Source organism: Rothia sp. 11254D007BW, from assembly GCF_053548195.1.
On the sequence record NZ_JBPWPK010000001.1, the window covers coordinates 1,765,213 to 1,791,692 of the forward strand.

Below are 26,480 nucleotides of genomic sequence, written 5' to 3' on the forward strand. Positions count from 1 at the left end.
CATGAGTATCGCTTTCCGTTTTGCGGCCCGCTCCGACGTGGGGCGAGTACGCTCGAAGAACGATGATTCCGGCTATGCCGGCCACTACCTGGCGGTGGTTGCCGACGGCATGGGCGGGCATGTGGGCGGCGACGTCGCGTCGGCCACCACGGTGCTTGATCTGACTCCTCTTGACCGGGCAGGTTTTGAGGGTAATGCCGGGGTGTACCTGGCCGATGAGATCGTGAATGCCAATATCATCATGAATGAGCTGGTGGCGCTGAACCCGCGTTTGGCGGGCATGGGTACCACCTGCACGGCCCTGCTCATTGACGGGGACCGCATCGAGATGGCCCATATTGGTGATTCGCGCGCCTACCGCCTGCGCGACGGGGTATTTGAGCAGGTCACCACCGACCACACCTTTGTGCAGCGCCTGCTACAGGAGGGGCGTATTAGCCCCGAGGAGGCCGAGGCCCACCCGCACAAGAACGTGATTATGCGCGTTCTGGGCGATGTGGACGCCAGCCCCGAGCTTGAACTGCGCACCCTGGACGCCGTGGTAGGCGAAAAGTGGGTGCTAAGTTCTGACGGCCTGGACGCCGTGGTGCAGGTAGCTGAGATTGAGGCGGTCATGCGCTCCACCGGCGACCTGCAGCAGGTGGTCGACATTCTGACCGACATGACCTTAGAACGCGGTGCCCCCGACAACGTAACCGTAGTGGCCCTGCAGGTCATTAGCGAGGACTCCCTCTCAGCGGCGATTACCGCCCCGCAGCCGATTATCCCGGTGCGCAAGTACGGTAAGGACGGCGAGCTGGTGGGGGTTTACCCCACCGTGGAGCAGGAGGCCGCTGAGCCCGCCTCTAGCGACAGCGAGGCCGAAGGGGCGGACGCCGGGGAAATATTCGACGAGGACGGCGAGCACCGCGCCCCCTGGCGCCGCCGCATGCCCCAGCACGCCAAGATGCGCAACGCCCTGCGCCACGGCAAGTGGCGCGGTGAATCCTTCACCGACGGAGTGCTCAACACGATGACCGTCAAGGCCGGGGTGGACGCCGCGCCCCCCGCCAGCGGTGAGGGGGAGGACGAGCCGACCCCGGCGTCCGTCCTGCGCCATGAGCTTTCAGAGCGCCCCCACGACCTGGTGGGAGCTGCCGCCAATGCCACCCAGACCGGCATGATTCCGGCGGTCACGGCCCGCACCGCCCAGAACATCAGCACCCTCTCGCAGCAGCAGACCACCCAGACCCTGGAGCCTGCCGAGCTGCCCGAAGAGTACCGGGTTGCCCTGAGCAACGAGGTAGCTCCGTCACCGCACCGCTGGCCCATGCGTATCTTCGTGGCTGCCCTAACCCTAGCTGTACTGGTGGCCAGTGCCTGGAGCTTCTTCGCCTGGACTAAGACCCAGTACTACGTGGGCGTTAAGGACGACCACGTGACGGTGTTCAACGGCATCAACCAGTCCCTGGGGCCGGTCAGCCTGCACACCGTGGTCGATGAGACCGATATTGAGGTCAGCTCCCTGCCGGAGTTCTCCCAGTCGCTTCTGCGCAGCACCATCACCGCCACCAGCCAGGACGAGGCTGAGCAGATCGTGCAGAACCTGCGCGACCAGCTACCGGCTACGGTCACGCCGGGAACCGTCACCACGGCGGAGTCCACCCCGAGCGCCTCTGCCAGTGAATCGAGCGAGCCAACCCCGGCGTCCGAAACCAGCCCAACACCCGATACCAGCACAACCACCCAGGGAGGTAACTAGTGAGCACGTCATCTACCGCACCTGCGGTTGAGCTGCCCCGCTCCCGCCGCCTGACCGAGCTGATACTCACCGTACTAGCGGTGCTGCTCTGCCCTGCCGCTATGTACCTGGTAGACCCCGAAACTGCCCTGGCTAACCGCATGTGGGTACAGGCCCTAACCGTTCAAGGTGTAGGTGCCCTGGTGCTACACGCTGTCATGTATATGCGGGCCCGCTATGCCGACCCCTTCATCCTGCCGATTGCGGTAGCTCTGAACGGGTTGGGCCTGGCCATGATTTACCGTATCGACCTGACCACCACCGCCAACGCGGGAGCCGCCCAGCTCATGTGGACCGGGCTAGCCATGATTGCCTCAGCCGTGGTGCTCTTCTTCCTGCGCGACCACCGCGTACTACGCAAAGTCACCTATATCTCGCTGGTTGCCTCCATTGTCTTGCTCTTGCTGCCCCTGCTACCGATTATTGGTACCGAAATTAACGGTGCCCGCATCTGGATTTCTCTCGGGGGCCGCACCTTCCAGCCCGGTGAGATTGCCAAGATTACCCTGGCCATTTTCTTCGCTGGTTATCTCTCAACCCACCGCGACCTCATTATGCTGGCCGGTAAGCGCCTAGGCCCGGTACGTCTGCCCCGATTCAAAGACTTAGCTCCCATGTTTATCGCCTGGTTCGTTTCCCTGGCGGTGCTGGTTTTCCAGCGCGACTTGGGCTCGGCCATTCTCTTCTTCGGCATCTTCCTGGCCATGCTCTTCCTAGCGACCGGAAGCCTCACCTGGGTTGCCCTGGGCCTGCTCTTTGTAGCCGCCGGCGGCGTGCTGGCCTACAACTACATCTCCCACGTCTACTACCGCATCAACTCCTGGGTGCACGCTTTTGACCCTGAAATCTACAACCAGCCCCTGGGTGGCTCGGGTCAGATCGTGCAGGGCCTCTTCGGCTTGGCCTCTGGCGGCCTGTTCGGACGCGGCTGGGGCAACGGACGCCCCGACCTCGTCTCGTATTCCAACTCAGACATGATTATCACCGCCCTCGGTGAAGAGCTGGGTCTGCTGGGTCTGGGAGCGATTCTTATGCTCTTCCTGCTGCTGGTCTCCCGCGGTTTCCGTGCGGCCCTGGGCACCCGTGATGCCTTCGGTAAGCTCCTAGCTGCCGGTTTCTCAGCCCTCATCGTGATTCAGCTCTTCGTGGTCATTGGCGGCGTCACCCGCCTAATCCCTCTGACGGGCCTCACCACCCCCTTCATGTCCGCCGGTGGCTCCTCCCTACTCTCAAACTGGGTCATCGTAGCCATCCTGCTCGCTATCTCCCACACCGCCCGCGCCCCGCACGTGGTAGAAGAGTTCGACGAAGCAGACAGCATCGACTACGAGGGCTACGAGCCCGAGGGCGCCACGTCCGTCATCTCTAGAATTACCGAAACCAACCGTTCAGGAGGTGCTCGCGGTGAATAAAGCTATCCGCCGGGCATGGATTGCTGCGGCCTGCGTCTTCGTGATGCTGCTGGGCACCCTGACCTATATCCAATTCTTCGACGCTAAAAACCTGCAGGCCAACGCCTGGAACTCCCGCACCCTCTACGAAAGCTACGGCTCCCAGCGCGGGTCCATTGTGGTTGACGGGGTAGAAATTGCCTCGTCCGTAGAATCAAACGACGGCTACGCCTTCCAGCGCACCTACTCCCAGCCCGAGCTCTACGCGGGGCTCACCGGATACTTTTCATCCATCTACGGGGCAACCGGCCTGGAATCTGCCATGAACGACCAGCTGTCGGGCAACTCCGACGCCCAGTTCTACGACCGCCTGGCCCAGATGTTCACCGGCAACACCGCCCAGGGGGCCAGCGTTGAGCTGACCATCGACAGCGAGCTCCAGCAGCTGGCCTACAACCTGCTGGACGGCTACAAGGGCTCTATCGTGGCACTTGACCCCAAGACCGGCGAAATCCTGGCTATGGTGTCCACCCCCTCCTACGACCCCAACACCCTCTCGTCCCACAACGCCGAATCGGTGCTGGCCCAGTACGCGGCCCTCAATGAGGACGCCAACCACCCGCTCTACAACCGCGCTATCGCGGGCGACACCTACGCACCCGGCTCACCCTTCAAAATTATTGACGCCGTAGCCGCCCTCGAATCGGGTAAATACAATGCGGACTCGGTGATTCCCAACCCTCAGAACCTGACCCTGCCGAACACCACCGTCACCCTGCCCAACTACACCGGCAGCCAGTGCTCAACCCGCACGTCCGCCACCATCGAGTGGGCCCTGGCGCAGTCCTGCAACACCCCCTTTGCCCAGATTGCCATGGACCTGGGTGAAGAAACCATCGCCCAGACCGCCAGCAACTTTGGCTACGGGCAAGACCTCCAAATCCCTCTAGCTGTGTCACAGTCAGTCTTCCCGACCAACATGGAAGACAGCCAGCTAGCACAGGCGTCTATTGGTCAGTACGATGTGAAGACCACCCCTTTGCAGGTTGCTATGATGAGCGCAGCTATCGCGAACGACGGTGTGCAGATGAAACCCAACCTGATCAGGTCGGTTAAGTCCCACAACCTCAGCTCGCTGTATGAGTTCTCAGCTGAGGAGCTACGACGCTCCACCTCAGCCGATATCGCCAACCAGGTAACCGATTGGATGGTAAACGGCGTGAGCAACGGTATCGCCTCGGGCGCCGCGGTCAGCGGGGTCCAGGTGGCCGGTAAAACCGGTACCGCTGAAATTGGAGACACGGGGTTAAACAACTCCTGGTTCACCGGTTTCGCTCCAGCGGACGACCCGCAGGTAGCTATCGCGGTAGTCTATGAAGGTGTAGACGTCACAACAGGGGCGCAGCTTGCTGCTCCCGCAGGTAAACAACTTTTTGAGGCGGTGTTGAACAAGTGAGGCCTTCGGTAGATGTGACTCTTGGTGGTCGCTACACCCTGACCGAGCGTATCGCGATTGGCGGTATGGGCGAGGTCTGGAAGGCGCGCGATAAGGTCTTGGGCCGTACCGTCGCCGTAAAGATTCTGAAAGAGGAATATACGGGCGACCCCGGCTTCCTGGAGCGTTTCCGCGCCGAGGCCCGCCACACCGCCCTGCTCAACCACCCCGGCGTTGCCAACGTCTTTGACTACGGCGAAGAGGACGGCTCTGCCTACCTGGTCATGGAGCTCGTACCCGGTGAGCCGCTGTCTAACATCATTGAGCGCGACAAGCAGCTACCTGCTGACCGCATCCTCAACATCATGGCGCAGACCGCCCGCGCCCTGGCAGCCGCCCACGCCCAGGGGCTCGTGCACCGCGACGTGAAGCCCGGCAACCTGATTATCACTCCGGACGAGCGCGTGAAGGTCACCGACTTCGGTATCGCCCGCCTGGCCGATCAGGTACCCCTGACCGCCACCGGCCAGGTCATGGGCACCGCCCAGTACCTGGCTCCGGAACAAGCAACCGGCCAGCAGGCAACCCCCTCCTCCGATATGTACTCCCTGGGCATCATCGGCTACGAGTGCCTAGCGGGTAAGCGCCCCTTCACCGGTGAATCGCAGATCGCCATTGCCCTGGCACAGGTCAACGATCCGCCACCGCCCTTGCCCAAGGACGTCCCCGCCCCCGCAGCAGCGCTCATCATGTGCCTGCTCTCCAAAGATCCAGCGGACCGCCCCGAGACCGCCACCGCGCTGGCGTCCGCCATTGACGCCATCCGCCGCCGCGACATCCCAGCTGCCATCAAAGCTGTGCCGCCCCTGAGCAAGTTCCTGCCCCAGGGGGCAGACACCCAGGCCACCCAGGTCATGACGGCACCCACCGCTGTAGCCCCCGCGGCTGCACGCTTCGGTTCAGGAGCCCGCTACGAGCCCGAGCCCACCACAGCTCGCGTACCCAGCACCCCGGCCGCCGCCTACCCGGCAGCTGAAACCCCGGCAAAAAAGAAGAGCCCCTGGGGCTGGGTATCCCTGGTACTTGCCCTGCTCTTGATCGCCGCTGTTGTCTGGTTTGTACTAGCGGGAAGCAACCGCTCTAGTACCCCCAGCGACGGCACCCCCACTGCCTCGGGTACCGTCTCAACCGTCAGCGCTTCACCCACCACCGAAGAAGCCAGCGCGGCAGAGACCCCCACCCGCATTGAAATTGACTCGGCAAGCTACGAGGGGCGCCCCCTCGATGAGGTTGTCAACGAGCTCACCGCCCTGGGTTTCTCAACCCGCACCACCGGCGTCACCTCTGAATCTGCCGTAGACACGGTACTGTCTGTTTCACCTACCGGCAGTGTAGAAGTGGGCGAAACCATTACCGTACAGTACTCCACCGGCCCCAAATCAGTGACCCTACCCAGTAATCTGGAGGGTACAGACTCTGAAGAGGCCATCAACGCAATTACCGCCCTGGGCGTGAACGTGCAGATTCACTTCGAAGAAAGCAGTAGCGCCCGCGAAGGCACCGTGCTGCGCACCAGCCCCACCTCGGGATCCCGTGTTGAAGTGGGAAGCAGCGTAGACGTCTACGTGGCCAAGGCCCCCGCAGCCAGTGCGTCAGCGTCCGCATCAGCGAGCGCCTCAGTACCACAGTCAGATACCGCCTCAGAAGCAGCCTCACCGAGCGCTGATTCGACCGGCAACTAACTCCACCGGAAATGATGGGTGAATACATGGACCAGCAGGTTCCTGAAACTATCGATCAGCGCTACGAGGTCGGAGCCCTTATTGGCTCCGGCGCCATGGCGACCGTTTACGAAGCGGTTGATACACGCCTGGGGCGCAAGGTTGCGCTTAAGGTTCTACGGACTGAGCATGCTCAGGACGTTATCTTCCGCGCCCGTTTTCAGCGCGAGGCCGAGGCCGTTGCGGCTCTCAACCACCGCTCTATCGTGGGTGTCTACGACACCGGCTCCTTCGATATTCAGGTAGGTAGCTCTGAGGTATCGGTGCCTTTCATGGTGATGGAGCTGGTTCAGGGCACTACCCTGCGCGATGCTATGTCTCGCGGGCAGGTTGACCAGGCTCAGGCCCTGGCCTACGGTGTGCAGATTCTTGAGGCTCTCGATTACAGCCACAGCGCAGGTATTGTGCACCGCGATATTAAGCCCGCTAACGTGATGATTCTGCCCCAGACAGCAGAAGACCGTGAGCTGGGTGAGCCCGGTCAGATTAAGGTCATGGACTTTGGTATCGCCCGTGCTGCTGAAGAGGCCGGTGATGCCCTCACCAAGGCCAATACCGTCATGGGTACCGCCCGCTATATCTCACCCGAGCAAGCTCGCGGTGAGACTGTCGACGCCCGTAGCGACGTCTACTCGGCCGCCTGCGTCATCTACGAGATGCTGGCAGGGCGCTCCCCCTTCGACGCCCCCACCAACGTGGAACTGGCCGGTAAGCACCTGAGCGAGACTCCTCAGCCGCCCAGCGCTTACGCGAGTGAAGAGATTTCTCCCGCCCTCGATGCTGCTGTGCTCAAGGGCCTGGCCAAGAACCCTACCAGCCGTTACCAGAGTGCTGGGGAGTTCGCGTCCGCCCTGAAAGATGCCGAGGACGGCATAGTTTCTGGTGAGGACCAGGATCCCACCGAAGCTACCGCTGCCTTTAGTGCAGCTTCTATCGGCGCAGGGGCTGCAGCTGGCGCTGTAGCTGCCAGCTCGCGTGAGACCGAAGAAGCTGGCATTGGTAGCTTCTTTGACAATGCTCAGTCTGAATACACCGACGAAGAACTCTACGGTTACGGCTACGGCCAGGACCCGGCTAAGGCCCGCAAAAAGCGCCGCCGCAGCGCCTGGAGCAAGGCTCTCACCACTATGCTCATCCTCCTGCTGGCAGCTTTCGGTGTAGGCTCTGTGCTCTACTACCAGGCCAAGCTCAACGAGGTTCCCGTGCACGTGGTTCCTGCGGTTCAGGGTCTCACCAAGGAAGAGGCTGAAACCCAGCTGCGTAACCTGAACTTCGCGCTCAAGTTCGAAGAAGAGCACTCCGACACCATTCCCAAGGGTTCAGTTATCAAGACCTCCCCCGTGACCGGCCTCGAAGCTGAAGAGGGCAGTGAGATTGTTGTGACGGTATCGTCCGGCCCGGCTGTACTGACCGTACCTGCCAACCTTGAGGGCCAGAGTGAACAGTACGTGCGTGAGACTCTCACGAACGCTGGCTTCGTGCCCGGCCGCACCACCACCGTCAACAGCCCCACCATCCCCGCGGGCATGGTTGTTGGTGTAACCCCCGGCTCCGGTGAACAGGCCGATGCCGGCGCGACCATCGATATCATTCTCTCCAACGGTAAGGTTGAGGTCCCCAGCCTGGTCGGCCTGAGCCGCGATGCCGCTATCGCAGCACTGACCGCATCAGATACCCTGCTGAGCACCAATATCGAAACCGTCACCACCACCGCCCAGCCCGCTGGCACCGTTATCTCACAGAGTGCCACTGCCGGAACCCTGATTGAGCAGGGTTCAACCGTGACTATTCGCGTGGCGGTTGCCCCTGTGGCAACCAGCGCCCCCAGTGCGGCAGCTACTACCGCACCGAGTGCAGCGGCTACGGCCCAGGCCACCCAGCCTGCCGCTACGGCCACTGCCCAGGCAACCCCGAGCGCAGCAGCGAGCGCAAGCGGTAACAACAACGACTAGGTCGTGCTCAACCTATAAGAAAGCCGCCCTCCCCACGTGGGGAGGGCGGCTTTCTTATAGGGGTTTTTGGGCTATCAAGCTGGTGTTAGGCTGCCGGTTCGATGAGGGGAGAGAGGGTCGCACCCAGGGCTGCGGCCCCTTCTAGGCCTACTTCTTCGAGCCAGTTACCAAGCATGAGGTAGCCACCTTCTGTAAGTACCGATTCGGGGTGGAACTGTACACCGTGCAGGGGGGCGGTAACGTGGCGCAGGCCCATGATGATGCCGTTATCGGTGCTGGAAGTAACCTCTAGCTCAGCGGGCAGGGTGGCAGGTTCAACGGCGAGGGAGTGGTAGCGGGTGGCGGTGAAGGGGCTGGGCAGGCCCTTGAAGACTGACTGGCCGGTGTGGACCAGCTGGGATGTCTTACCGTGCATGAGCTCGGGGGCGTGACCCACTACCCCGCCGAAGGCTTCGGCGAGGGCCTGGTGGCCCAGGCAGACGCCGAGCAGGGGCTTGTTAGCAGTCTTGGCCCATTTAATGACGTCGATAATGACGCCCGCCTCGGCAGGGTTGCCGGGGCCGGGCGAGACGAGCACGCCGTCGTGCTCCTGGGCGAGGGCGATGGTCTCGTCAAGAGTCAGTTCGTCGTTACGGATAACGGTGGTTTCAGCACCTAGCTGCTGGATGTAACCGACCAGAGTAAAGACGAAGCTGTCGTAGTTATCGATGACGAGGATTTTGGTCATGGCACCTGCCCTTTCGTGATGGTGTCTTGATTCTATCGCACGGGGTGGGGCGGGCGTCCGGTACTTATTGCTCTATGGTCACGTCGGTGTTGAAGGGGCTGTATTCAGCGAAGTGGGGGAAGACGTATTCCATGAGCAGATAGACGGCGGCCGCTATCAGGGCGATAGCGATGATGATGCGTAGCCACAGGGGGCCGGGCAGGTGGCGGAAAATCCAGGCGTACATGGGGTTCCTTGGGGTGGACGGCGGTGGTTGGCTTTAGCCGGCGATGGCGGCGATTTCTTCGGGGGCACCCGCTTCAGCAGGCTGCCAGCTGACGAATTCGGCGTGAACGATGTAACGTTCAGTATCGCCGTAGCGGGGATGGCAGCTGGTGAGGGTGAGTAGACGGCGGTCAGCGTCAGCCGCTGGAGCTTCGGGGTTATCGGGGTTGGGTGCAATTACCTCAACCTGGTTGGGGAGAACGATTTTGTGCTCGTAGACCCGGTAGGTGTAGTAACCTTCGGCAGTGCGTACGTAGATGTTGTCGCCGCTCTCAAGCAGGTCGATGTTATCGAGTACGGCCCCGTTAGTTTGGCGGTGGCCTGCTAGAGCGAAGTTGCCGTATTCACCGGGCATCTGGGTGGTGGGGTAGCGTCCTAGCCCCAGGGTGTCGAGCACGTCGGTGCCGACGCCTTCAGCGAGGGGGCGGGCATAGTTTTCACCCAGTCGGGGTATATAAACCACCCCGTAGGCCTGCCCGTAGGCAGGCGGGGAGACTACCGGCGGATCAGCGGGGTCATAGTCGGGTACGACGTTTTCGGACGCCGTTCCTTCAGCGTCCGCCCCCTGACCGGCGGCAGCGGGGTTAGACCCCCCGTTACCGCTACTGCTGTTGAATTCTTGGATGAGACTGTCGACGGCCTGCTGCTGGGTGCGGTTGGCGTCGATGTTGGTCCACCAGAGCTGCCAGGCAACGAACAGGAGCAAGATAAGACCCGCCGTGATTAGAAGTTCGCCGACGATTTGAATAACCCATTGAAGGGGGGTGCGGCTAGCAGGGGGACGCGCGCGGCGGCTAGCGGTAGGGGCTGCTGTGGTCACATCTCACCTCGGCGTGGGACAGTTACTGGGGACTGTTTAATGTTAGAACTTTTTCAGGTACTACGGTTAAAATCGTGTCTAAACCGTAATTTTTATAATTTGCCCGGGAGCGCGCTCCCCTACTGGAGGAAAAGTGGCTGAGTCGAAGTCTATTCGTGACGAGGATTTTGAAGAGGCGGAGCTACGCCGCGTTGCTGAATCGATGTACAGCGACGATGATTTCCCGTCGCCGACCCCCCTCTGGTATCGCGTGATCATGTTCGCCATGATTGTGATTGGCGTGCTGTGGATTATTACCTTCTACATTTCCCAGTCGGTGTACCCGATTCCGGGTATCGGTAACTGGAATATCGGTATCGGCATTGGCTTCATGATGGTGGGTCTGATTATGACCACCCGCTGGCGCTAGGTGCCGCTGTGGCTGAGAAGAAACCTGAGACAACCAATCCCTCGAATCTAGCGCCGGTTGATCCGAACGAGACGCTGGATCAGCGTGCCGATATTCGTGCCGCCCGGTTTGAGACCAAGCTACGCCGGTGGGCGCTGTTTGGTGTGGTTGCTGCTGTGGCTATTTATTTTGTGTGGCAGGCGGTGGCGGGCTAGGCGTCCGCTCCCCTTCCTCTATCCCCGTTACCGGCCTACGGTAGCGGGGATTTTTGTGTGCGGTAGAGGGCCACCAGCACGGTAAGGGCTAGGAGCTCTACCAGGGTTTGGGTGAGTACCGCCAGGGGCATGAGGGCGGACGCCGGTTCGTCGGCTAGGGCGGTTGAAAGGCCGAGGACCAGGGGCAGTATCACGAGGGCATTCCGTGTGACGGCTGAAAAGGTGAGGGCGACCCGCTCGGGTGCGGGTAGGGCCCTGCCCCAGCGTCGCAGGAGGGAGCTAGAAAGTAACCCCATACATATAGCGTATAGGGCATATAAGCAGGCCAGGGGCATAAGATACGAGGCGAGCTGGGTGACGTGAACGGCATGAGCGGCCGGGGTGAGGGCAAGCACCAGCACCATCAGCGGCACCATTAAAACACTTGCTGCATCTTCAGAATATCCCTGCAGGTGCCCACCTACTCCCTGGATAAGGGCCGCACCCAGCAGGGGGACTACCACCACCGCCAGGGCGGCTGCCAACTGCGGCAGGGCCTGCCAGAGGGTGCCGTCAGCCAGAAAATCCCCCCGCCAGATACCGGCGGAACGGAAGAGCAGAAGCCACAGGGGAATAAGGCACATCTGCGCCAGGAGCAGGAGCGGGGTGCACGACAGGAGGCGCACATGGGCGCCTCCCGCAAGACCGGTAAAGGTCACCACATAATCTACACAGGGTGCCAGGAGCACAAGTGCTGCGGTAAACACCAGAAGATCAGGCACCTGAGGCACAAGTCGGTGGAGCCCCAGCAGAAGTAGCGCCACCACCAGGGGTGCTAGAAGAAAGTTGAGAGCCAGCAGGGTTTTAGTAAAACCGGTGAGCGCCCCGGGTTCCAAAAGGCCGCGGAGCGGAATCGTTAGGAAGGTGGCCAGGAGCAGCACACTAAGGGCCGGGGTAACCAGCGGCTGAGCAAGACCCGCAACCCCCGGCACAAAGGACGCCGCAAGCCCCATTGCCAGGGCAAGCAACCACCTGGTGTCTCTCCATGAAGCTGACCACGAGCGTCCTTTCTGTTAAAGCAACCTACCCTCCCCTACTGTAAGGCAGGGAAGGGCAGGGCTACACAACACCTATCAGCTCGAGTTCAGCTGATTTTGCACCTTGGCTTGGGCATATGCCTCAAGCAGTGTGCTTTATCTCGTCAGCGTTCTCACGCCGGGAGTCTGATTATGCTTCGGGAGCGGTGAAGGCTACATCGAGGTTGATGACGACCTTATCTGAGACCAGCACACCACCGGCTTCAACTGCGGCGTTCCAGGTGATGCCAAAGTCCTTGCGGGAGATAGTTGCTGAGACAGATGCACCGGCGCGGGTAACACCGAAGGCGTCGACGACTGCACCGGTGAATTCGCCGGTGAAGGTGACAGGGCGGGTTTCACCCTTGATGGTGAGGTTACCTGCGATAGTCAGGTCTTCGCCGTCGAGCTCAAAGGAGGTTGACTCGAAGGCCATGGTGGCGTGAGCGTCTGCATCGAAGAAGTCTGCGCTGCGCAGGTGGCCATCACGATCAGCATTGTTGGTGTTAACCGAAGCGATCTGTGCGGTTGCCTTGATGGAGGAGTCTGCGATGTTGTCAGCGATGACGAGCTGGGCATCGACCTGTTCAAAGGTACCGCGCACCTTGGTGATGCCTGCGTGGCGCACGGTGAAGCCCACCTCTGAGTGTGCTGAGTCGTAGTTCCAGGTGCCTGCGGTGAGTTCTGCCATGATTGTGCCTTTCAAGCGGTACGGTTTGTTTTCAACAGTTATTACTTTACAAGTAAAGTTTTACTCGCGCAAGCTGTGCGGCGAAAAATTTTACAAAGAAAATTTTAGCCGGCGGGGCTATCGCAGAACCCCTTCACCCGCGGCTGCAGCGTACACCCGTTCGCTCAGCCGGGCAAGCACGGGGGAGCTGATGTTCCAGTGCTGCCAGTAAAGTGGCACGTCAACCGGCTGGGGGGCGAGCTCCACCAGGTCGCCGGAGGCAAGGGCGTCAAGGGCCTGCACCTCGGGCAGAATACCCCAGGCAATTCCACCCAGGACGGCCCGCGCATAGTCGGGTGAGCTGGGCAGGTAGATGGTGGGTGAGCTCTGCCAGGAGTCAGGTTCCACCGCGAAGCGGTCGAGCAGCAGACCCCGGGCGGACGCGAGCCCAAAGTCCTTGCGGTCAAACTCCACTACCGGCGCAAGTGCCAGCTGCTCGGCGGTGACCTGCGGGTAGGCGGGAAAGTAGCGCGCCAGGTAGTCGCGAGAGGCAACCACGCGGTAGCGGATATCGCCCAGCTTCTCAACGGAACAACCGGCGATAGGTTCGGGGCTGGAGGTCAGGGCAGCCATGACTTCCCCAGATCGCAACAGGGCGGACGAGTGGTACTCGGCTTCTCGGCGCACATCGCAGAAGATGCGGTCGCGGGCGGCCAGTTCTGCAACGGCCGAGAGAAACCATGTGGCCAGGGAGTCAGCGTTGACGGCCACAGCTACGCTCTGCCCCTCTTCGCTACCGCCGAGCTCACGCTCCATTTCTGCGTGCAGGAATTCGCTTTGCCGAGCAATACGCAGGACGCTTTGCCCCGACTCGGTGGGAGCCACCGGGTTAGTGCGTTTAAGGAGCACCCGCCCGGCCAGCTGTTCCATTGCCTTGACGCGTTGTGAGATGGCAGAGGCGCTGACGCCCAAAATATCGGCGGCTGCGTCGAAGGTGCCGTATTCAATGACGGTGACGAAGGTTTGGAGCTGGTCGGTCGTAAAGCGCATCATAAGAACATCTTATGCTATTGAAGTTTCATTAGATAGCTTTATGAATGCTGGTCACCTACGATAGATTCTCGTGACTATCGCAGAAATCCTCCCCCACGTCCTCTTTGGCATCGGCACCTCGCTCTCACTCATTGTGGCTATCGGTGCCCAGAACGCCTACGTGCTCAAGCAGGGCATCATCGGCAAGTTCATCTGGCCCATTGCCATCTTCTGCATTCTTTCTGATGCCCTGCTCATCGGCTTGGGAGTGCTGGGGATCGGGTCCCTGGTGGACTCAGCCGCCTGGGTACTAGAGATTCTGCGCTGGGGTGGCGGAGCCTTCCTCGTCATCTACGGTGCCATGGCCGCGAAACGTGCCCTGCGGCCGTCCGCCATGACGGTCACCAGCGAAGACTCCGGGCCGCAAACCCTGGGCAAGGCCCTGCTCATTGCTGCTGCCATGACCTACCTCAACCCCCATACCTACCTCGATACCTTTGTTCTCATTGGTGGCATTGCGGCGCAGCAGGGCGACTACCGCTGGCTTTTCTACGCGGGCACGGTCACCGGTAGCGCTATCTGGTTTACCCTCCTGGCCTCGTGTAGCCGCTTCCTGCGTCCTGTTTTTGCCAACCCCCGTGCCTGGCGCGTGCTGGACGCCGGCATCGCCGCCCTCATGTTCTTCCTGGCCTACAAGGTCATGTTCGGACACTAAGGCACCTGCCCGACCTGTAGGTAGGTATCTGAAGTTTTTATCTCTACGCGTCTTGCTCCAGCTCGTAACGCCGAAAACGCAACTCGCGCTGGGCACCCCGCACGGACGAGCCCTCTAACCCAATCGCACCCCAATCCACAGAAACAGCAGCCGTGAGGGCAAGACGATGAGCAGACACCGCAGCTTTTAGGGGCAGACCAATGGAGTCAGCTAACTCCAACCAATGTCGGCGACGTAGGTTGCGCGTCTGCCCTGCTACAGGTAAAGCCAAAGAGTTATCACCATAAACCAGGGTGCACGGCACGTCATAGATTGGGGCCACCTCCCAACCGCCGCGAGCAGTCTCAAGCACGCCAATATTTTTACCGTGAAGGTCACCGTTACCCGTTAGCCACGCATAAACAAACTGCAGGTAGAGATTCCGCCTCGCAATAAGTGGTGACACAGCAAGGTCAGCTAAAGCCGATATAACGCGCTCTGTCTCAAGAGAGTACTTTTGCGCCGGGTGCACGCCTAGAACCTGAGTAGAGTCCTCAAAAGCATAGCGCGCGCCCCCTTCACCACGATCAAAACGAGATATCCAAAGGCCCTCCACACCCAAAGAATCACAGACCAACTGAGCCGATGCAACAGGCAGCTTCAATACTTGAGCTGCTCGCAGATGGGCGTATTCATTCTGAACGAGTTGGGGGTAGCTACCAGGATTTACTTTCACCAGGGCACTGGTGCCATCGCCCCCAGTAGCCGTCGCTGTCATCATTTGAGCGCTAGCCTTAGCCTGAACTCCGGGCAAGGCATGAGAATCAACTGCAACAAAGAGTTGAGAGAAATCAAGGGTTTCAGGATTACCAACAAGCAGAGCTGGAGTTTCAGATGGCAGCTGACCTGCGGGGACAACCTGGATATTACCCGGGGTGTCTTGCCCAACAGCTAGAAGAAGCGTAAACTCATCGTCCAGACTGGTTTTAGTAGCTGCTCTCAGTAGGGTAAGACGATATCCTTCTGGAAGAAGTCCGGCAAAAAAAGCGGGGAGGGCACCCGCAGGCGAAACCAACGGGGGCGCATCTAGTGGAAGAGTAGTTGCTACCGGACGCCCTCGATAACCGGGTTTGTAAGAAAAAGTTACTGTCCCTTGTTGGTCTTTCGTGAGGTGTGCGGCAAGAGTACCTGCCACGTATACGTCCGCAGCCCTCACACCTTTATAATCTTCAGGAATCATACGGACCTAGCAACCTCAAGATGAACCCCAACGGCAGCCGCAACCGCAAGTACCGTCGAGAACGAGGGCCCCGAGCGCCCTTTCTCAATATCCCGAACCGTGCGGTCACTGACCCCAACCAGTTCGGCCAACTCAAGCTGAGTAAGACGAAAGTGTCTACGGGCATCTCGAATAGCTGCACCTACAACTACTGCCGTCTCCACCACTTCACCTTTCGGAAGAATTATTCTGAAATGTACTTTCTTGCCTTCATTCTAAGCTGATTTAGCAAAAAACAGAAGAATTGTTCTGAATATAGAGCTGTGTTCGCTTGTCTCACTGCGGCACTTCTACTTCGTGCGAGCCCGGTAGATATTTCGCACCATCACCGTGCGCCGCACCTGGCCGATGGCAGGCTCCAAGAACTCCTCCGCATACCGGGAATCCGTGCTAGTCTGCGCAGCAAAGTTAAGGGCAGCAAAAGCCCCCAACACCATCGACACCTTCACTAGAACGTCCGTAAACGGGAACTGCACACCCAACAGGGTCACCTTAGAGGCCTCAAAACCCAGCCAGCTCGTAATGGTGGCATCAGGGATAGCGATCGTGCCAAACCAAACAAAAAACAGAAAAACAACCCCGGCAAAAAGTACAGCCTGAATCATCTGCACCACAATCGGAAGAAGCACCAGGTTATTCCACTCACCCCACCTAAAATCAGCCGGGCGCCCCAAGCCCGCAGCGGGCAAATTTTCAAGCTCATGACGCCACTTATCCCCAGCCTGAAGAGCAGCACCCGCGTACTCGGCGTCCGTAAACTCCTCCACCTTATCCCCTTTACGGGCACCCAGCAGTCGGCGGGTCTTCTCGGTTACTGTCGACGAAACAACCAGAAAGCTCAGCACCGTCAGGATAGCCACCACCTGCAGAGTACGCTGCATACTCAAAGCCGCAGCCACACGCCAGATATCGCCGTTCACAAAAAAGAAGAGCACAGCAATCATGAGCACCGGCAGCACCTTGACCACCATGCTTGAAAGAGCAGCCAACTCCTTCACAACCTGCCGAAGCGCCCAATAGCACAGGGAATCCAGGCCCAGGTAAACAGCAAGGAGCGTAGCTCCCAAGATCCAGAGCACGTCACCGGCAGCAAAGGCATCAGCAATATCTGCCAGCCCTATCCAGCGGGCAGTCTGCGGCAGCATGGAGAAAGCCGCTAGAGGCAGAAGCAACGCACCAATCAAGGTTTGGCGCCAGAAGGGCAGGGGCGCTAGTACACGCGATACCGCCCAGGGTACAACCAGAAGCAGAAGGGGCGGCACGAGGGCTAGGGCAATGAAGATGGGCGTCAGGACGCTGTCTGGCACGTCTACCGGCACACCTCCGTCCTGCGCCTCAACATCAAGCTGGGCTAGGCCCCACAGCAGAGCAAGATAGGTGAAGGAGGAAACTATAAGCCAGGCAGAAAGCGGGGCGGAACGGGCGAGAGTCCATCGCGCACGCTCTCGCGCAGGGATAACTAGCGGAGCCCCGGCGGCTCTGAACCAGGTGTGTGCTTCTTGCTCGGTGAGTGTCATACTCTGATTCTACGGGCTGAGCTGAGGGGTATTTTTAACCGCACAATATATAAAATATTTGTTCTATTTTTATAAAAAGCAGTTTTTGGGTACAAAAAAGCGAGGGGTTCTAGAGCGTTAGCTCTAGAACCCCTCGCTGATTCAACCCTTGGGTTGTTATCTCAAAACCATACAGTGGACGCAAACAAACAAACATACTCAGAAAAGTGTAAGCCTTCGGACTATTAGTACCAGTCAACTCCACGGGCATTCCCCGCGTCCATACCTGGCCTATCAACCCCATCATCTATAGGGATCCTCACATGGCACAAAACCACCAGGAAATCTCATCTCGAAACAGGCTTCCCGCTTAGATGCTTTCAGCGGTTATCCCTCCCGAACGTAGCCAATCAGCCATGCACCTGGCGGTACAACTGACATACCAGAGGTTCGTCCGTCCCGGTCCTCTCGTACTAAGGACAGCCTTTCTCAAATTTCCAACGCGCGCAGCGGATAGGGACCGAACTGTCTCACGACGTTCTGAACCCAGCTCGCGTACCGCTTTAATGGGCGAACAGCCCAACCCTTGGGACCAACTCCAGCCCCAGGATGCGACGAGCCGACATCGAGGTGCCAAACCATGCCGTCGATATGGACTCTTGGGCAAGATCAGCCTGTTATCCCCGAGGTACCTTTTATCCGTTGAGCGACGGCCGTTCCACAACGTACCGCCGGATCACTAGTCCCGACTTTCGTCCCTGCTCGACCTGCCAGTCTCACAGTCAAGCTCCCTTGTGCACTTACACTCAACACCTGATTGCCAACCAGGCTGAGGGAACCTTTGGGCGCCTCCGTTACTTTTTGGGAGGCAACCGCCCCAGTTAAACTACCCATCAGGCACTGTCCCTGACCCGGATCACGGGCCGAAGTTAGACATCCAGAGCGACCAGAGTGGTATTTCAACAACGACTCCACACGAACTAGCGTCCATGCTTCACAGTCTCCCACCTATCCTACACAAGCCGCACCGAACACCAATACCAAACTATAGTAAAGGTCACGGGGTCTTTCCGTCCTGCTGCGCGAAACGAGCATCTTTACTCGTACTGCAATTTCGCCGAGTTCATGGTTGAGACAGTAGGGAAGTCGTTACTCCATTCGTGCAGGTCGGAACTTACCCGACAAGGAATTTCGCTACCTTAGGATGGTTATAGTTACCACCGCCGTTTACTGGGGCTTAAATTCTCAGCTTCGCCCACAAGGGGCTAACCAATCCTCTTAACCTTCCAGCACCGGGCAGGAGTCAGTCCGTATACATCGTCTTACGACTTCGCACGGACCTGTGTTTTTGATAAACAGTCGCTTCCCCCAATTCTCTGCGACCCATACACGCTCACCACCGCGTAGGTGGGTCACGCTCAAGGCTCCCCTTCTCCCGAAGTTACGGGGACATTTTGCCGAGTTCCTTAACCATGATTCTCTCGATCGCCTTAGTATTCTCTACCTGATCACCTGTGTCGGTTTCGGGTACGGGCGGCTAAAACCTCACGTCGATGCTTTTCTCGGCAGCATAGGATCACCAAATCCCCCAAAAACGGGGTCCCATCACGTCTCAGGCCAACACCGGCGCATTTAACAACCGGATACCCTACACGCTTAGACCACGACAACCATCGCGTGGCTTGGCTACCTTCCTGCGTCACACCTGTTAATACGTTTACCTCCAAAAATCGGGTCCTGCAGTCCACCACAAGCTCCCACACCCGAAGGTGCAGGTTACAAACGGCTTCTCACAGTTAGCATCAAAATATCAGTATGGGCGGTTTTTCGCCGGTACGGGAATATCAACCCGTTATCCATCGACTACGCCTGTCGGCCTCGCCTTAGGCCCCGACTAACCCAGGGCAGATTAGCTTGACCCTGGAACCCTTGATCATCCGGCGCACGGGTTTCTCACCCGTGATTCGCTACTCATGCCTGCATTCTCACTCGCGTACCCTCCACCACTGGTTTACACCGCAGCTTCACTGGATACACGACGCTCCCCTACCCAACCTAGAAAACTAGATTGCCATAACTTCGGTGGTGTACTTGAGCCCCGCTACATTATCGGCGCAGAATCACTTGACCAGTGAGCTATTACGCACTCTTTCAAGGGTGGCTGCTTCTAAGCCAACCTCCTGGTTGTCTAAGCAACTCCACATCCTTTCCCACTTAGTACACGCTTAGGGACCTTAGTTGATGGTCTGGGCTGTTTCCCTCTCGACAATGAAGCTTATCCCCCACTGTCTCACTGCTACGCTCTCACTTACCGGCATTCGGAGTTTAGCTGACGTCAGTAACCCTGTGGGGCCCATCGGCCATCCAGTAGCTCTACCTCCGGCAAGAAACACGTAACGCTGCACCTAAATGCATTTCGGGGAGAACCAGCTATCACAGAGTTTGATTGGCCTTTCACCCCTATCCACAGCTCATCCCCTCCATTTTCAACTGAAGTGGGTTCGGTCCTCCACGACGTCTTACCGTCGCTTCAACCTGGCCATGGATAGATCACTCCGCTTCGGGTCTAGATCCTGCCACTGACTCGCCCTATTCAGACTCGCTTTCGCTACGGCTTCCCCACACGGGTTAACCTCGCGACAGAACACTAACTCGCAGGCTCATTCTTCAAAAGGCACGCTGTCACCCCAAAAGGCTCCAACGGCTTGTAAGCACACGGTTTCAGGTACTATTTCACTCCCCTCCCGGGGTACTTTTCACCATTCCCTCACGGTACTGATTCACTATCGGTCACTAGAAAGTATTTAGACTTACCAGGTGGTCCTGGCAGATTCACACGAGATTCCACGAGCCCCGTGCTACTCGGGTGGCACACACGCGGTCTAACACATTACGATTACAGGACTCTCACCCTCTCCGGTCGCCCATCCCAAGGCGTTCACCTACATGCTAGAACATCACGTCAACAGCTGGTTGAAACTGTTATGCGTACTCCCACAACCCCCATGATGCAACCCTCAACCGGTATCACACACCACAGGTTTAGTCTCTTCCGCTTTCGCTCGCCACTACTCACAGAATCATTAGTTATTTTCTCTTCCTGAGGGTACTGAGATGTTTCACTTCCCCTCGTTCCCTCCAACCAGCCTATACATTCAGCTGGTGGTAACAAACCATGATGGCTTGCTGGGTTTCCCCATTCGGACATCCTGGGATCAACGCCCTGTTATCGGCTTCCCCAGGCTTTTCGCAGATTCACACGTCCTTCATCGGCTTCTAGTGCCAAGGCATCCACCGTGTGCCCTTAATAACTTACACACAGATAAAATCAAAGATATTAACCTTGACTAACTAAGTACAAAATCAAAAGTATCAAAAGAACACAATCCAAAAATTGAATTGAGATTTCTTCAAATAAATTCGAAGATGCTCGCGTCCACTATACAGTTCTCAAACAACAACCCGATACCACTTGAGGCAACCAGACAAAACCGCCTGACCACTACTCTCATGCCGGGAACCTGAGAGCAACAAACCATCATGGCTTGTTACCTCAAAACCCAAAAGCGCACCAGCATTACACACATTCTCATCAGCACCACAAAGGCACCTGAACTAACATTCCACCCATGAGCAAACCACCCAAACGACACTCGCGTCCGGCGTGGCTCAACCAATATGTTGAAGCTCCTTAGAAAGGAGGTGATCCAGCCGCACCTTCCGGTACGGCTACCTTGTTACGACTTAGTCCCAATCGCCAATCCCACCTTCGACGACTCCCTCCCACAAGGGGTTAGGCCATCGGCTTCGGGTGTTACCAACTTTCGTGACTTGACGGGCGGTGTGTACAAGGCCCGGGAACGTATTCACCGCAGCGTTGCTGATCTGCGATTACTAGCGACTCCGACTTCATGGGGTCGAGTTGCAGACCCCAATCCGAACTGAGACCGGCTTTTTGGGATTAGCTCAACCTCACAGTATCGCAACCCTTTGTACCGGCCATTGTAGCATGCGTGAAGCCCAAGACATAAGGGGCATGATGATTTGACGTCATCCCCACCTTCCTCCGAGTTGACCCCGGCAGTCTCCTATGAGTCCCCACCATTACGTGCTGGCAACATAGAACGAGGGTTGCGCTCGTTGCGGGACTTAACCCAACATCTCACGACACGAGCTGACGACAACCATGCACCACCTGTATACCAGCCCCGAAGGGAAACTCTATCTCTAGAGCGGTCCGGTATATGTCAAGCCTTGGTAAGGTTCTTCGCGTTGCATCGAATTAATCCGCATGCTCCGCCGCTTGTGCGGGCCCCCGTCAATTTCTTTGAGTTTTAGCCTTGCGGCCGTACTCCCCAGGCGGGGCACTTAATGCGTTAGCTACGGCGCGGAAAACGTGGAATGTCCCCCACACCTAGTGCCCAACGTTTACGGCATGGACTACCAGGGTATCTAATCCTGTTTGCTCCCCATGCTTTCGCTTCTCAGCGTCAGTTACAGCCCAGAGACCTGCCTTCGCCATTGGTGTTCCTCCTGATATCTGCGCATTTCACCGCTACACCAGGAATTCCAGTCTCCCCTACTGCACTCTAGTTAGCCCGTACCCACTGCAAACCCGGGGTTAAGCCCCGGGCTTTCACAGCAGACGCGACAAACCGCCTACAAGCTCTTTACGCCCAATAATTCCGGACAACGCTCGCGCCCTACGTATTACCGCGGCTGCTGGCACGTAGTTAGCCGGCGCTTCTTCTGCAGGTACCGTCACTTTCGCTTCTTCCCTGCTGAAAGAGGTTTACAACCCGAAGGCCGTCATCCCTCACGCGGCGTCGCTGCATCAGGCTTGCGCCCATTGTGCAATATTCCCCACTGCTGCCTCCCGTAGGAGTCTGGGCCGTGTCTCAGTCCCAGTGTGGCCGGTCACCCTCTCAGGCCGGCTACCCGTCGTCGCCTTGGTGAGCCGTTACCTCACCAACAAGCTGATAGGCCGTGAGCCCATCTAAAACCAGTACATATCCCTTTCCACCAGCATCCCATGCGGGAACTGGTCGTATCCGGTATTAGACCTCGTTTCCAAGGCTTATCCCAGAGTTAAAGGCAGGTTACTCACGTATTACTCACCCGTTCGCCACTAATCCACCCAGCAAGCTGGGCTTCATCGTTCGACTTGCATGTGTTAAGCACGCCGCCAGCGTTCGTCCTGAGCCAGAATCAAACTCTCCGTTAGAAAAATGAAGTAGTTGATGATCCTGGTCTCTGATTGTTAGCGAACCATTCACCACGGGGTGGTGTGGTTCGAGCTGACGAATCTGAAACCAATTGATTATCAAATTCAGATAAGAAACCAAGAGTTTCTTACCTTGTTATATAAATATTTGGTATCAGTTCAATTTCCGCACTACCTGGTGTTCATGTGTGAACACTAGTGTGTAGTGTGGACGATAAGAATGTTATTTATAACATTGGTACGCTATTGAGTTTTCAAGCAACAAACCGCATTCTCAACCCTAGCCAGATGCTGGCCGGTGTTTCGTATCGGTCATTCTCAGTTTTTGTGTTACCCGCTTGGGCAACTCGTCTAGTCTATCGCGTTTCTTTTCTGTGTGTCAACCCGGTGCTCCGTGTTGTGCCTCACAGTGGCTTGTGGCTGGATTGTTACTTCAAAATCTCACTCGTTTGAGGTGAGGTTTTTCGGTTCCGGCCGGGGCCTGAATTCGCTATGTGACTAGGTGTTTTGTCGCTTGGCGGGTTTCCCCTGTGCCGTGGCGACTCGTAATACTCTACGCAGGTTCAAAACACTTCGCAAGTCGAAAATGACCCCAAAAACCAGCCACAGGCGTCCTTGCACCCCTTTTTGACCCCAAAAACCACACCCATCAAGAATGTTTTCCCTAGTCAGAAGAATTCAGTGAGGCAGGTCTATGGCTTAAATCTATGACCTACTACACCAAAAAATCCCTCAAAAATCTTCCTCAGGCCACCGTAAGGCCCATTTTCACCCCCTATCAAGGAATATCGCACCCCTCCTGACCGTTATGCCAGGCATACACAACCCCTATATACGGAAAGAAGTTTCAGTATGCCAGCCCTATCCCTGCTCGACTTTGCCCTGATTTTTCCCGGTGAGCGCCCCGCAGACAGTTTCAAGCGCTCCGTTGCCCTAGCCCAGCATGCAGAGAAACTGGGCTATGAACGTATCTGGTACGCAGAGCACCACAACATGCAGCGCATCGCCTCAGCAGCCCCTGCGGTGCTGATCGCACACGTAGGTGCCCAGACCTCAACTATTCGCCTGGGAGCCGGAGGCGTCATGCTACCCAACCACTCCCCTCTTACTGTGGCAGAGCAGTTCGGCACCCTGGCTGAGATGTACCCAGGCCGCATCGACCTGGGCCTGGGCCGGGCACCCGGCACCGATATGCGCACCCTCGCTGCCCTGCGCCGCGACCCGCAGGACGCAGAGAACTTCCCCCAGGACGTCCAAGAGCTCGCAGGCTACCTGAGCGGGGATACCCGTGTACCCGGCGTGCACGCCACCCCCGGCGCAGGCACCAATGTGCCCCTCTATATTCTGGGCTCCTCCCTCTTCGGCGCTTCCCTCGCTGGCGCCCTGGGCCTGCCCTACGCCTTCGCCTCCCACTTCGCTCCCACCCACCTGGAGCAGGCCATCAAGGTCTACCGCGAGCGCTTCACCCCCTCAGAGCAGCTTGAGCAGCCCTACGTAATTGCCGCTGCGAATGTGATTGCCGCCGACACGGAAGAGGACGCCCGCGCCCAGCAGGTGGTTGCGCACCGGCAGCGGGTGAAGTCCATGATGCGCTTAGATGACCGCGATATGACCGACGATGAGATGGATATGCTGGTCGCTTCACCCCAGGGCCAGCAGATCCTGGATATGCTGCGCTACACCGCGATAGGCACCTCGGAGCAGGTAGGTGACTACCTCACCCGCTTCGCTCATTCAGTGCAGGCCGACGAGCTGATGATCTCTAACCTCTCCCCCAGCACGGAACAGGCCCACCGCGGCCTTGAGGTGCTGGCGCAGGCCATGATTCAGAAATAGGACAAAGGAAGGTGTAGCAGGCTCGCACTCGCTGTGAGCCTGTTCCACCTTTTATAAATAGTTATCCCTCTAGAAAAGCCAAGACCGCGCGGACGCGGCGGTTGCCGGTATCGGCGGGCAGATCCAGCTTGTCGAAGATATTGCCCACGTGCTTAGCGACGGTGGCCGGGGATATAAAGAGTTCAGCTTCGATTTCTGCGTTGGATCGCCCCTGCGCCATGAGCCGCAGGATTTCTAGTTCGCGCGGGGAGAGCCTGGCCAGCTTACCCTCGGTGGGGTGGGCTGCCGCATGGGCGGTGTAAGGGGCGGACGCTCCCCCGGCGGCCCCTGCCCCGGGGGAGGAAGAAGGGGCGGGGGCGTCCGCACCGGAAGTATCGGCAGCGGTGCCCGGCAGTGCCCCGCGTACCTGCCCGGCGGTCTGCCCGCTAGAGGATGTGCCGCCGAGCAGGTGCTGGACGACGTCCGGGTCAATGACGGTGCCGCCTGCCACCACGGTGTCGAGGGCGCGGGCGAATTCTTCGACGTCTCCCACCCTGTCTTTGAGCAGGTAGCCCAGCCCCGCCGCAGAGCGAGCGAAAAGTTCGCGGGCGTAGGCGGTGGTGATGTACTGGGAGAGCACCACGATGGGCAGGCCGGGGTAGGTCTCGCGCAGCTGTAGGGCGGCTTTGAGGCCGTCGGAGGTGTGGGTGGGAGGCATACGCACATCGGTGATGACGGCGTCGACGCCCTCCCCCGCCATTGCTGCCTCAACGGCGGTGAGCAGGGAGGGGGCGTCCTCAACCTCTGCAAGCACGGAGTGCCCCAGCGCTCCTAGCACCATCGTCAGCCCCTGGCGGAGCAGGGCGGAATCTTCGGCGAGGATAATGCGCATGGGGCACCTTTCGTGACAACGTTTCACGTGAAACGCTACAGGGTTGTTGAGCCCTTGGGTAGGGGCAGGGCCAGGGTCAGGCGGGTGGGCCCACCGGCAGGGGAATCTACCTGCACCGTGCCACCCAGGGCAGCAGCGCGCTCTACCAGGCCGGCAAGTCCGGTACCGCGGGCAGGGTCAGCGCCGCCGATACCGTTGTCTTCTACCGTAACCACCAAAGACTCCCCCGCCACGAAGGCAGAGAGTGAGACAAACTGGGCCTGAGCGTGCTTGAGGGTATTAGTCAGAGCCTCATTGACGGTGTAGTAGGCGGTGCGTTCAAGGTCGCGGGGCAGGCGGGCAGGAGCGTCGTAGGTCAGGTGAACCGGCAGGACGCTATGGCGTACCAGCTCTTCTAGGGCAGCCTTGAGGCCGTGGTCTTCCAGCACCGCAGGGTAGATACCGCGGACGGTGTCGCGCAGGGTCTGCTGGGCGTGGGAGAGCTGGGTGCGGGCCTCGGTGACGTGGTTGAGCAGGGCGGCGGCGCGGGCGTCCTGGGTATCAGTAACCAGGTTCTTGGCTTCCATCTCGGCCAGGCCAAGGCGCAGGTTGAGGTTGACCAGTTCCTGCTGGACGCCGTCGTGCAGGTTGCGCTCGATACGGCGGCGCTCACCCTCGAAGGCGTCAACGATGGTGGCCCGAGAAGCGGTCAGACGAGCCAGCTGACGCTCCTGCTCCTCGGGACGAGGAGAAAGAATGAGCTTGGAGAGGCTAGCGCCGGTGGCGGCCAGCAGGCCGTTGACGTAGGCAAAGATGATGAGCAGGACGGGGATAGCTGCCAGGAAAACCCACCAGTACTGGGGTGTAACTTCAAAGATTTGGCCGCTTGCAGGAAGAAGACCCTGGTCGATGTAGTAGTTCATTTCCCCCTGGGAGTAGAGGGAAAGGTACTGCCAGTCGAGGTAGAGCCTACTGCCCGCATATAGGTAGGAGGCAACAGCAACCGCGGCACCGATCATCATGATCTGAAGGAAAAGGACGACACCGGCGAGCCAGCCCCAGACAGTGGTCAGGGCCAGGGAGCCGACCTCGCGCCAGGTGGCAATCTCTTTGAGGCGGAAAAGGGCACCCTCAAAGAAACCAGCCTTGGGGTAGTCCACGTGGCCGTTGGCGACGACACCGTGGCCGGTCTTGGCCAGGCGCCAGCGCTCATACGCGCCGAAGCCGATCGCAACGAAGGGCAGAACCAGGAGCCCAATCAGCGAGGCAGCCAGGCCGGATACCAGGGAGGCAACAATGCCCTGAGCCACCAGCACAGCAAAGGCAATCCAGGGGCCGGCAGTAAAGATATAGAAGGGGTTGGCCATACGGCGCCACAGGCTCTTGACGGGTTTGGGCTGCTTGGCAGAGTCAATGTCAAAGGACGCCGGTGCTTGGCTCCCTGCCGCAGGTGCGGCAGGTGCGGCGTCGTGCAGGGTGTAATCGGTGCTTGTCATGCTTCTATTCTTTCGCGCCAAACCCCCGAGCACAGTGGGGCGGTCTCTACTCTTACCTCACCTGCACCCCACCTGCCAGGTAGAGCTAGCTCTAC

20 protein-coding genes and 2 rRNA genes are annotated in these 26,480 nt (G+C 58.7%); 9 read left to right on the plus strand and 13 right to left on the minus strand.

Annotated features, from left to right (window positions below):
* The first annotated feature begins 1 nt into the window (after position 1).
* The 5 genes from ACEE43_RS07865 to pknB are packed head-to-tail and all read left to right on the plus strand — an operon-like array spanning position 2 to position 8,339.
* On the plus strand, positions 2-1,741 hold the full coding sequence (locus ACEE43_RS07865) for a PP2C family protein-serine/threonine phosphatase (RefSeq protein WP_449107703.1): 1,740 nt from the start codon (positions 2-4) through the stop codon (positions 1,739-1,741).
* Positions 1,741-3,192: an FtsW/RodA/SpoVE family cell cycle protein gene (locus ACEE43_RS07870; RefSeq protein ID WP_449107704.1), complete on the plus strand. Its 1,452-nt coding sequence runs from the start codon at positions 1,741-1,743 to the stop codon at positions 3,190-3,192. Before ACEE43_RS07865 ends, ACEE43_RS07870 begins: the two co-directional genes overlap by 1 nt.
* A complete protein-coding gene (locus ACEE43_RS07875) occupies positions 3,185-4,627 on the plus strand; it encodes a peptidoglycan D,D-transpeptidase FtsI family protein (RefSeq protein ID WP_449107705.1) in 1,443 nt (480 codons plus the stop codon). The genes ACEE43_RS07870 and ACEE43_RS07875 overlap by 8 nt, the downstream gene beginning before the upstream one ends.
* A complete protein-coding gene (locus tag ACEE43_RS07880; RefSeq protein WP_449107706.1) occupies positions 4,624-6,348 on the plus strand; it encodes a protein kinase domain-containing protein in 1,725 nt (574 codons plus the stop codon). The genes ACEE43_RS07875 and ACEE43_RS07880 overlap by 4 nt, the downstream gene beginning before the upstream one ends.
* Before the next feature lie 26 nt (positions 6,349-6,374).
* Complete coding sequence (pknB, locus tag ACEE43_RS07885; RefSeq protein ID WP_449107707.1) at positions 6,375-8,339, plus strand: Stk1 family PASTA domain-containing Ser/Thr kinase; 1,965 nt, start codon at positions 6,375-6,377, stop codon at positions 8,337-8,339.
* Positions 8,340-8,424: 85 nt separating this feature from the next.
* Here pknB and ACEE43_RS07890 read toward each other — a convergent pair whose 3' ends face one another.
* From ACEE43_RS07890 to ACEE43_RS07900, 3 genes are all read right to left on the minus strand, one after another.
* Positions 8,425-9,066, minus strand: a complete 642-nt coding sequence (locus tag ACEE43_RS07890; protein WP_237186450.1) for an aminodeoxychorismate/anthranilate synthase component II — start codon at positions 9,064-9,066, stop codon at positions 8,425-8,427.
* A gap of 64 nt (positions 9,067-9,130) precedes the next feature.
* Positions 9,131-9,292, minus strand: coding sequence for a hypothetical protein (locus ACEE43_RS07895; RefSeq protein ID WP_185173726.1), 162 nt, complete (start codon positions 9,290-9,292; stop codon positions 9,131-9,133).
* A 33-nt stretch (positions 9,293-9,325) separates the two neighbouring features.
* Entirely contained in the window at positions 9,326-10,150 is an 825-nt protein-coding gene (locus ACEE43_RS07900; protein ID WP_449107708.1) for a class E sortase, read from the minus strand.
* A gap of 133 nt (positions 10,151-10,283) precedes the next feature.
* On the opposite strand from ACEE43_RS07900, the gene ACEE43_RS07905 reads away from it, so the two are divergent.
* The gene (locus ACEE43_RS07905) at positions 10,284-10,559 is read left to right on the plus strand and encodes a cell division protein CrgA (protein ID WP_237197782.1); all 276 of its coding nucleotides are present in this window, start codon (positions 10,284-10,286) and stop codon (positions 10,557-10,559) included.
* An 8-nt stretch (positions 10,560-10,567) separates the two neighbouring features.
* Positions 10,568-10,753 (plus strand): long-chain fatty acid--CoA ligase, encoded by a 186-nt coding sequence (locus tag ACEE43_RS07910; protein ID WP_185173728.1) that lies wholly within the window; start codon positions 10,568-10,570, stop codon positions 10,751-10,753.
* Positions 10,754-10,788: 35 nt separating this feature from the next.
* On the opposite strand, the gene ACEE43_RS07915 is transcribed toward ACEE43_RS07910, so the two are convergent.
* From ACEE43_RS07915 to ACEE43_RS07925, 3 genes are all read right to left on the minus strand, one after another.
* Positions 10,789-11,760 (minus strand): arsenic resistance protein, encoded by a 972-nt coding sequence (locus ACEE43_RS07915; RefSeq protein ID WP_449107709.1) that lies wholly within the window; start codon positions 11,758-11,760, stop codon positions 10,789-10,791.
* Between the two features lie 199 nt (positions 11,761-11,959).
* Positions 11,960-12,499 (minus strand): YceI family protein, encoded by a 540-nt coding sequence (locus ACEE43_RS07920; RefSeq protein ID WP_449107710.1) that lies wholly within the window; start codon positions 12,497-12,499, stop codon positions 11,960-11,962.
* 117 nt (positions 12,500-12,616) lie between these two features.
* On the minus strand, positions 12,617-13,531 hold the full coding sequence (locus ACEE43_RS07925) for a LysR family transcriptional regulator ArgP (protein WP_449107711.1): 915 nt from the start codon (positions 13,529-13,531) through the stop codon (positions 12,617-12,619).
* 70 nt (positions 13,532-13,601) lie between these two features.
* On the opposite strand from ACEE43_RS07925, the gene ACEE43_RS07930 reads away from it, so the two are divergent.
* Positions 13,602-14,225, plus strand: coding sequence for a LysE/ArgO family amino acid transporter (locus ACEE43_RS07930; RefSeq protein ID WP_449107712.1), 624 nt, complete (start codon positions 13,602-13,604; stop codon positions 14,223-14,225).
* A 43-nt stretch (positions 14,226-14,268) separates the two neighbouring features.
* Here ACEE43_RS07930 and ACEE43_RS07935 read toward each other — a convergent pair whose 3' ends face one another.
* From ACEE43_RS07935 to ACEE43_RS07955, 5 genes are all read right to left on the minus strand, one after another.
* Positions 14,269-15,444 (minus strand): type II toxin-antitoxin system HipA family toxin, encoded by a 1,176-nt coding sequence (locus ACEE43_RS07935; protein ID WP_431463508.1) that lies wholly within the window; start codon positions 15,442-15,444, stop codon positions 14,269-14,271.
* Complete coding sequence (locus ACEE43_RS07940) at positions 15,441-15,650, minus strand: helix-turn-helix transcriptional regulator (protein ID WP_322785916.1); 210 nt, start codon at positions 15,648-15,650, stop codon at positions 15,441-15,443. The genes ACEE43_RS07935 and ACEE43_RS07940 overlap by 4 nt, the downstream gene beginning before the upstream one ends.
* Before the next feature lie 123 nt (positions 15,651-15,773).
* Positions 15,774-17,000 (minus strand): hypothetical protein, encoded by a 1,227-nt coding sequence (locus tag ACEE43_RS07945; RefSeq protein WP_449107713.1) that lies wholly within the window; start codon positions 16,998-17,000, stop codon positions 15,774-15,776.
* Positions 17,001-17,204: 204 nt separating this feature from the next.
* Positions 17,205-20,297 (minus strand): 23S ribosomal RNA (locus ACEE43_RS07950).
* 377 nt (positions 20,298-20,674) lie between these two features.
* Positions 20,675-22,203 (minus strand): 16S ribosomal RNA (locus ACEE43_RS07955).
* Together the 16S and 23S rRNA genes form the textbook arrangement of a ribosomal RNA operon.
* A gap of 852 nt (positions 22,204-23,055) precedes the next feature.
* Between ACEE43_RS07955 and ACEE43_RS07960 the strand changes: the two genes are divergently transcribed.
* On the plus strand, positions 23,056-24,039 hold the full coding sequence (locus tag ACEE43_RS07960) for an LLM class flavin-dependent oxidoreductase (protein WP_449107141.1): 984 nt from the start codon (positions 23,056-23,058) through the stop codon (positions 24,037-24,039).
* A 61-nt stretch (positions 24,040-24,100) separates the two neighbouring features.
* Here ACEE43_RS07960 and ACEE43_RS07965 read toward each other — a convergent pair whose 3' ends face one another.
* Together ACEE43_RS07965 and ACEE43_RS07970 are read right to left on the minus strand one after the other, a co-directional pair.
* Complete coding sequence (locus ACEE43_RS07965) at positions 24,101-24,910, minus strand: LuxR C-terminal-related transcriptional regulator (RefSeq protein WP_449107142.1); 810 nt, start codon at positions 24,908-24,910, stop codon at positions 24,101-24,103.
* A 35-nt stretch (positions 24,911-24,945) separates the two neighbouring features.
* A complete protein-coding gene (locus ACEE43_RS07970; protein ID WP_449107143.1) occupies positions 24,946-26,385 on the minus strand; it encodes a histidine kinase in 1,440 nt (479 codons plus the stop codon).
* Between the last annotated feature and the right edge of the window lie 95 nt (positions 26,386-26,480).

What these genes read in the sequence shown, in the direction of transcription:
- ACEE43_RS07945 (WP_449107713.1), bottom strand. Translation starts at nt 17,000, where the DNA reads ATGACACTCACCGAGCAAGAAGCACACACCTGGTTCAGAGCCGCCGGG.
- pknB (WP_449107707.1), top strand. Translation starts at nt 6,375, where the DNA reads ATGGACCAGCAGGTTCCTGAAACTATCGATCAGCGCTACGAGGTCGGA.
- ACEE43_RS07920 (WP_449107710.1), bottom strand. Translation starts at nt 12,499, where the DNA reads ATGGCAGAACTCACCGCAGGCACCTGGAACTACGACTCAGCACACTCA.
- ACEE43_RS07865 (WP_449107703.1), top strand. Translation starts at nt 2, where the DNA reads ATGAGTATCGCTTTCCGTTTTGCGGCCCGCTCCGACGTGGGGCGAGTA.
- ACEE43_RS07935 (WP_431463508.1), bottom strand. Translation starts at nt 15,444, where the DNA reads ATGATTCCTGAAGATTATAAAGGTGTGAGGGCTGCGGACGTATACGTG.
- ACEE43_RS07890 (WP_237186450.1), bottom strand. Translation starts at nt 9,066, where the DNA reads ATGACCAAAATCCTCGTCATCGATAACTACGACAGCTTCGTCTTTACT.
- ACEE43_RS07970 (WP_449107143.1), bottom strand. Translation starts at nt 26,385, where the DNA reads ATGACAAGCACCGATTACACCCTGCACGACGCCGCACCTGCCGCACCT.
- ACEE43_RS07960 (WP_449107141.1), top strand. Translation starts at nt 23,056, where the DNA reads ATGCCAGCCCTATCCCTGCTCGACTTTGCCCTGATTTTTCCCGGTGAG.
- ACEE43_RS07965 (WP_449107142.1), bottom strand. Translation starts at nt 24,910, where the DNA reads ATGCGCATTATCCTCGCCGAAGATTCCGCCCTGCTCCGCCAGGGGCTG.
- ACEE43_RS07925 (WP_449107711.1), bottom strand. Translation starts at nt 13,531, where the DNA reads ATGATGCGCTTTACGACCGACCAGCTCCAAACCTTCGTCACCGTCATT.
- ACEE43_RS07895 (WP_185173726.1), bottom strand. Translation starts at nt 9,292, where the DNA reads ATGTACGCCTGGATTTTCCGCCACCTGCCCGGCCCCCTGTGGCTACGC.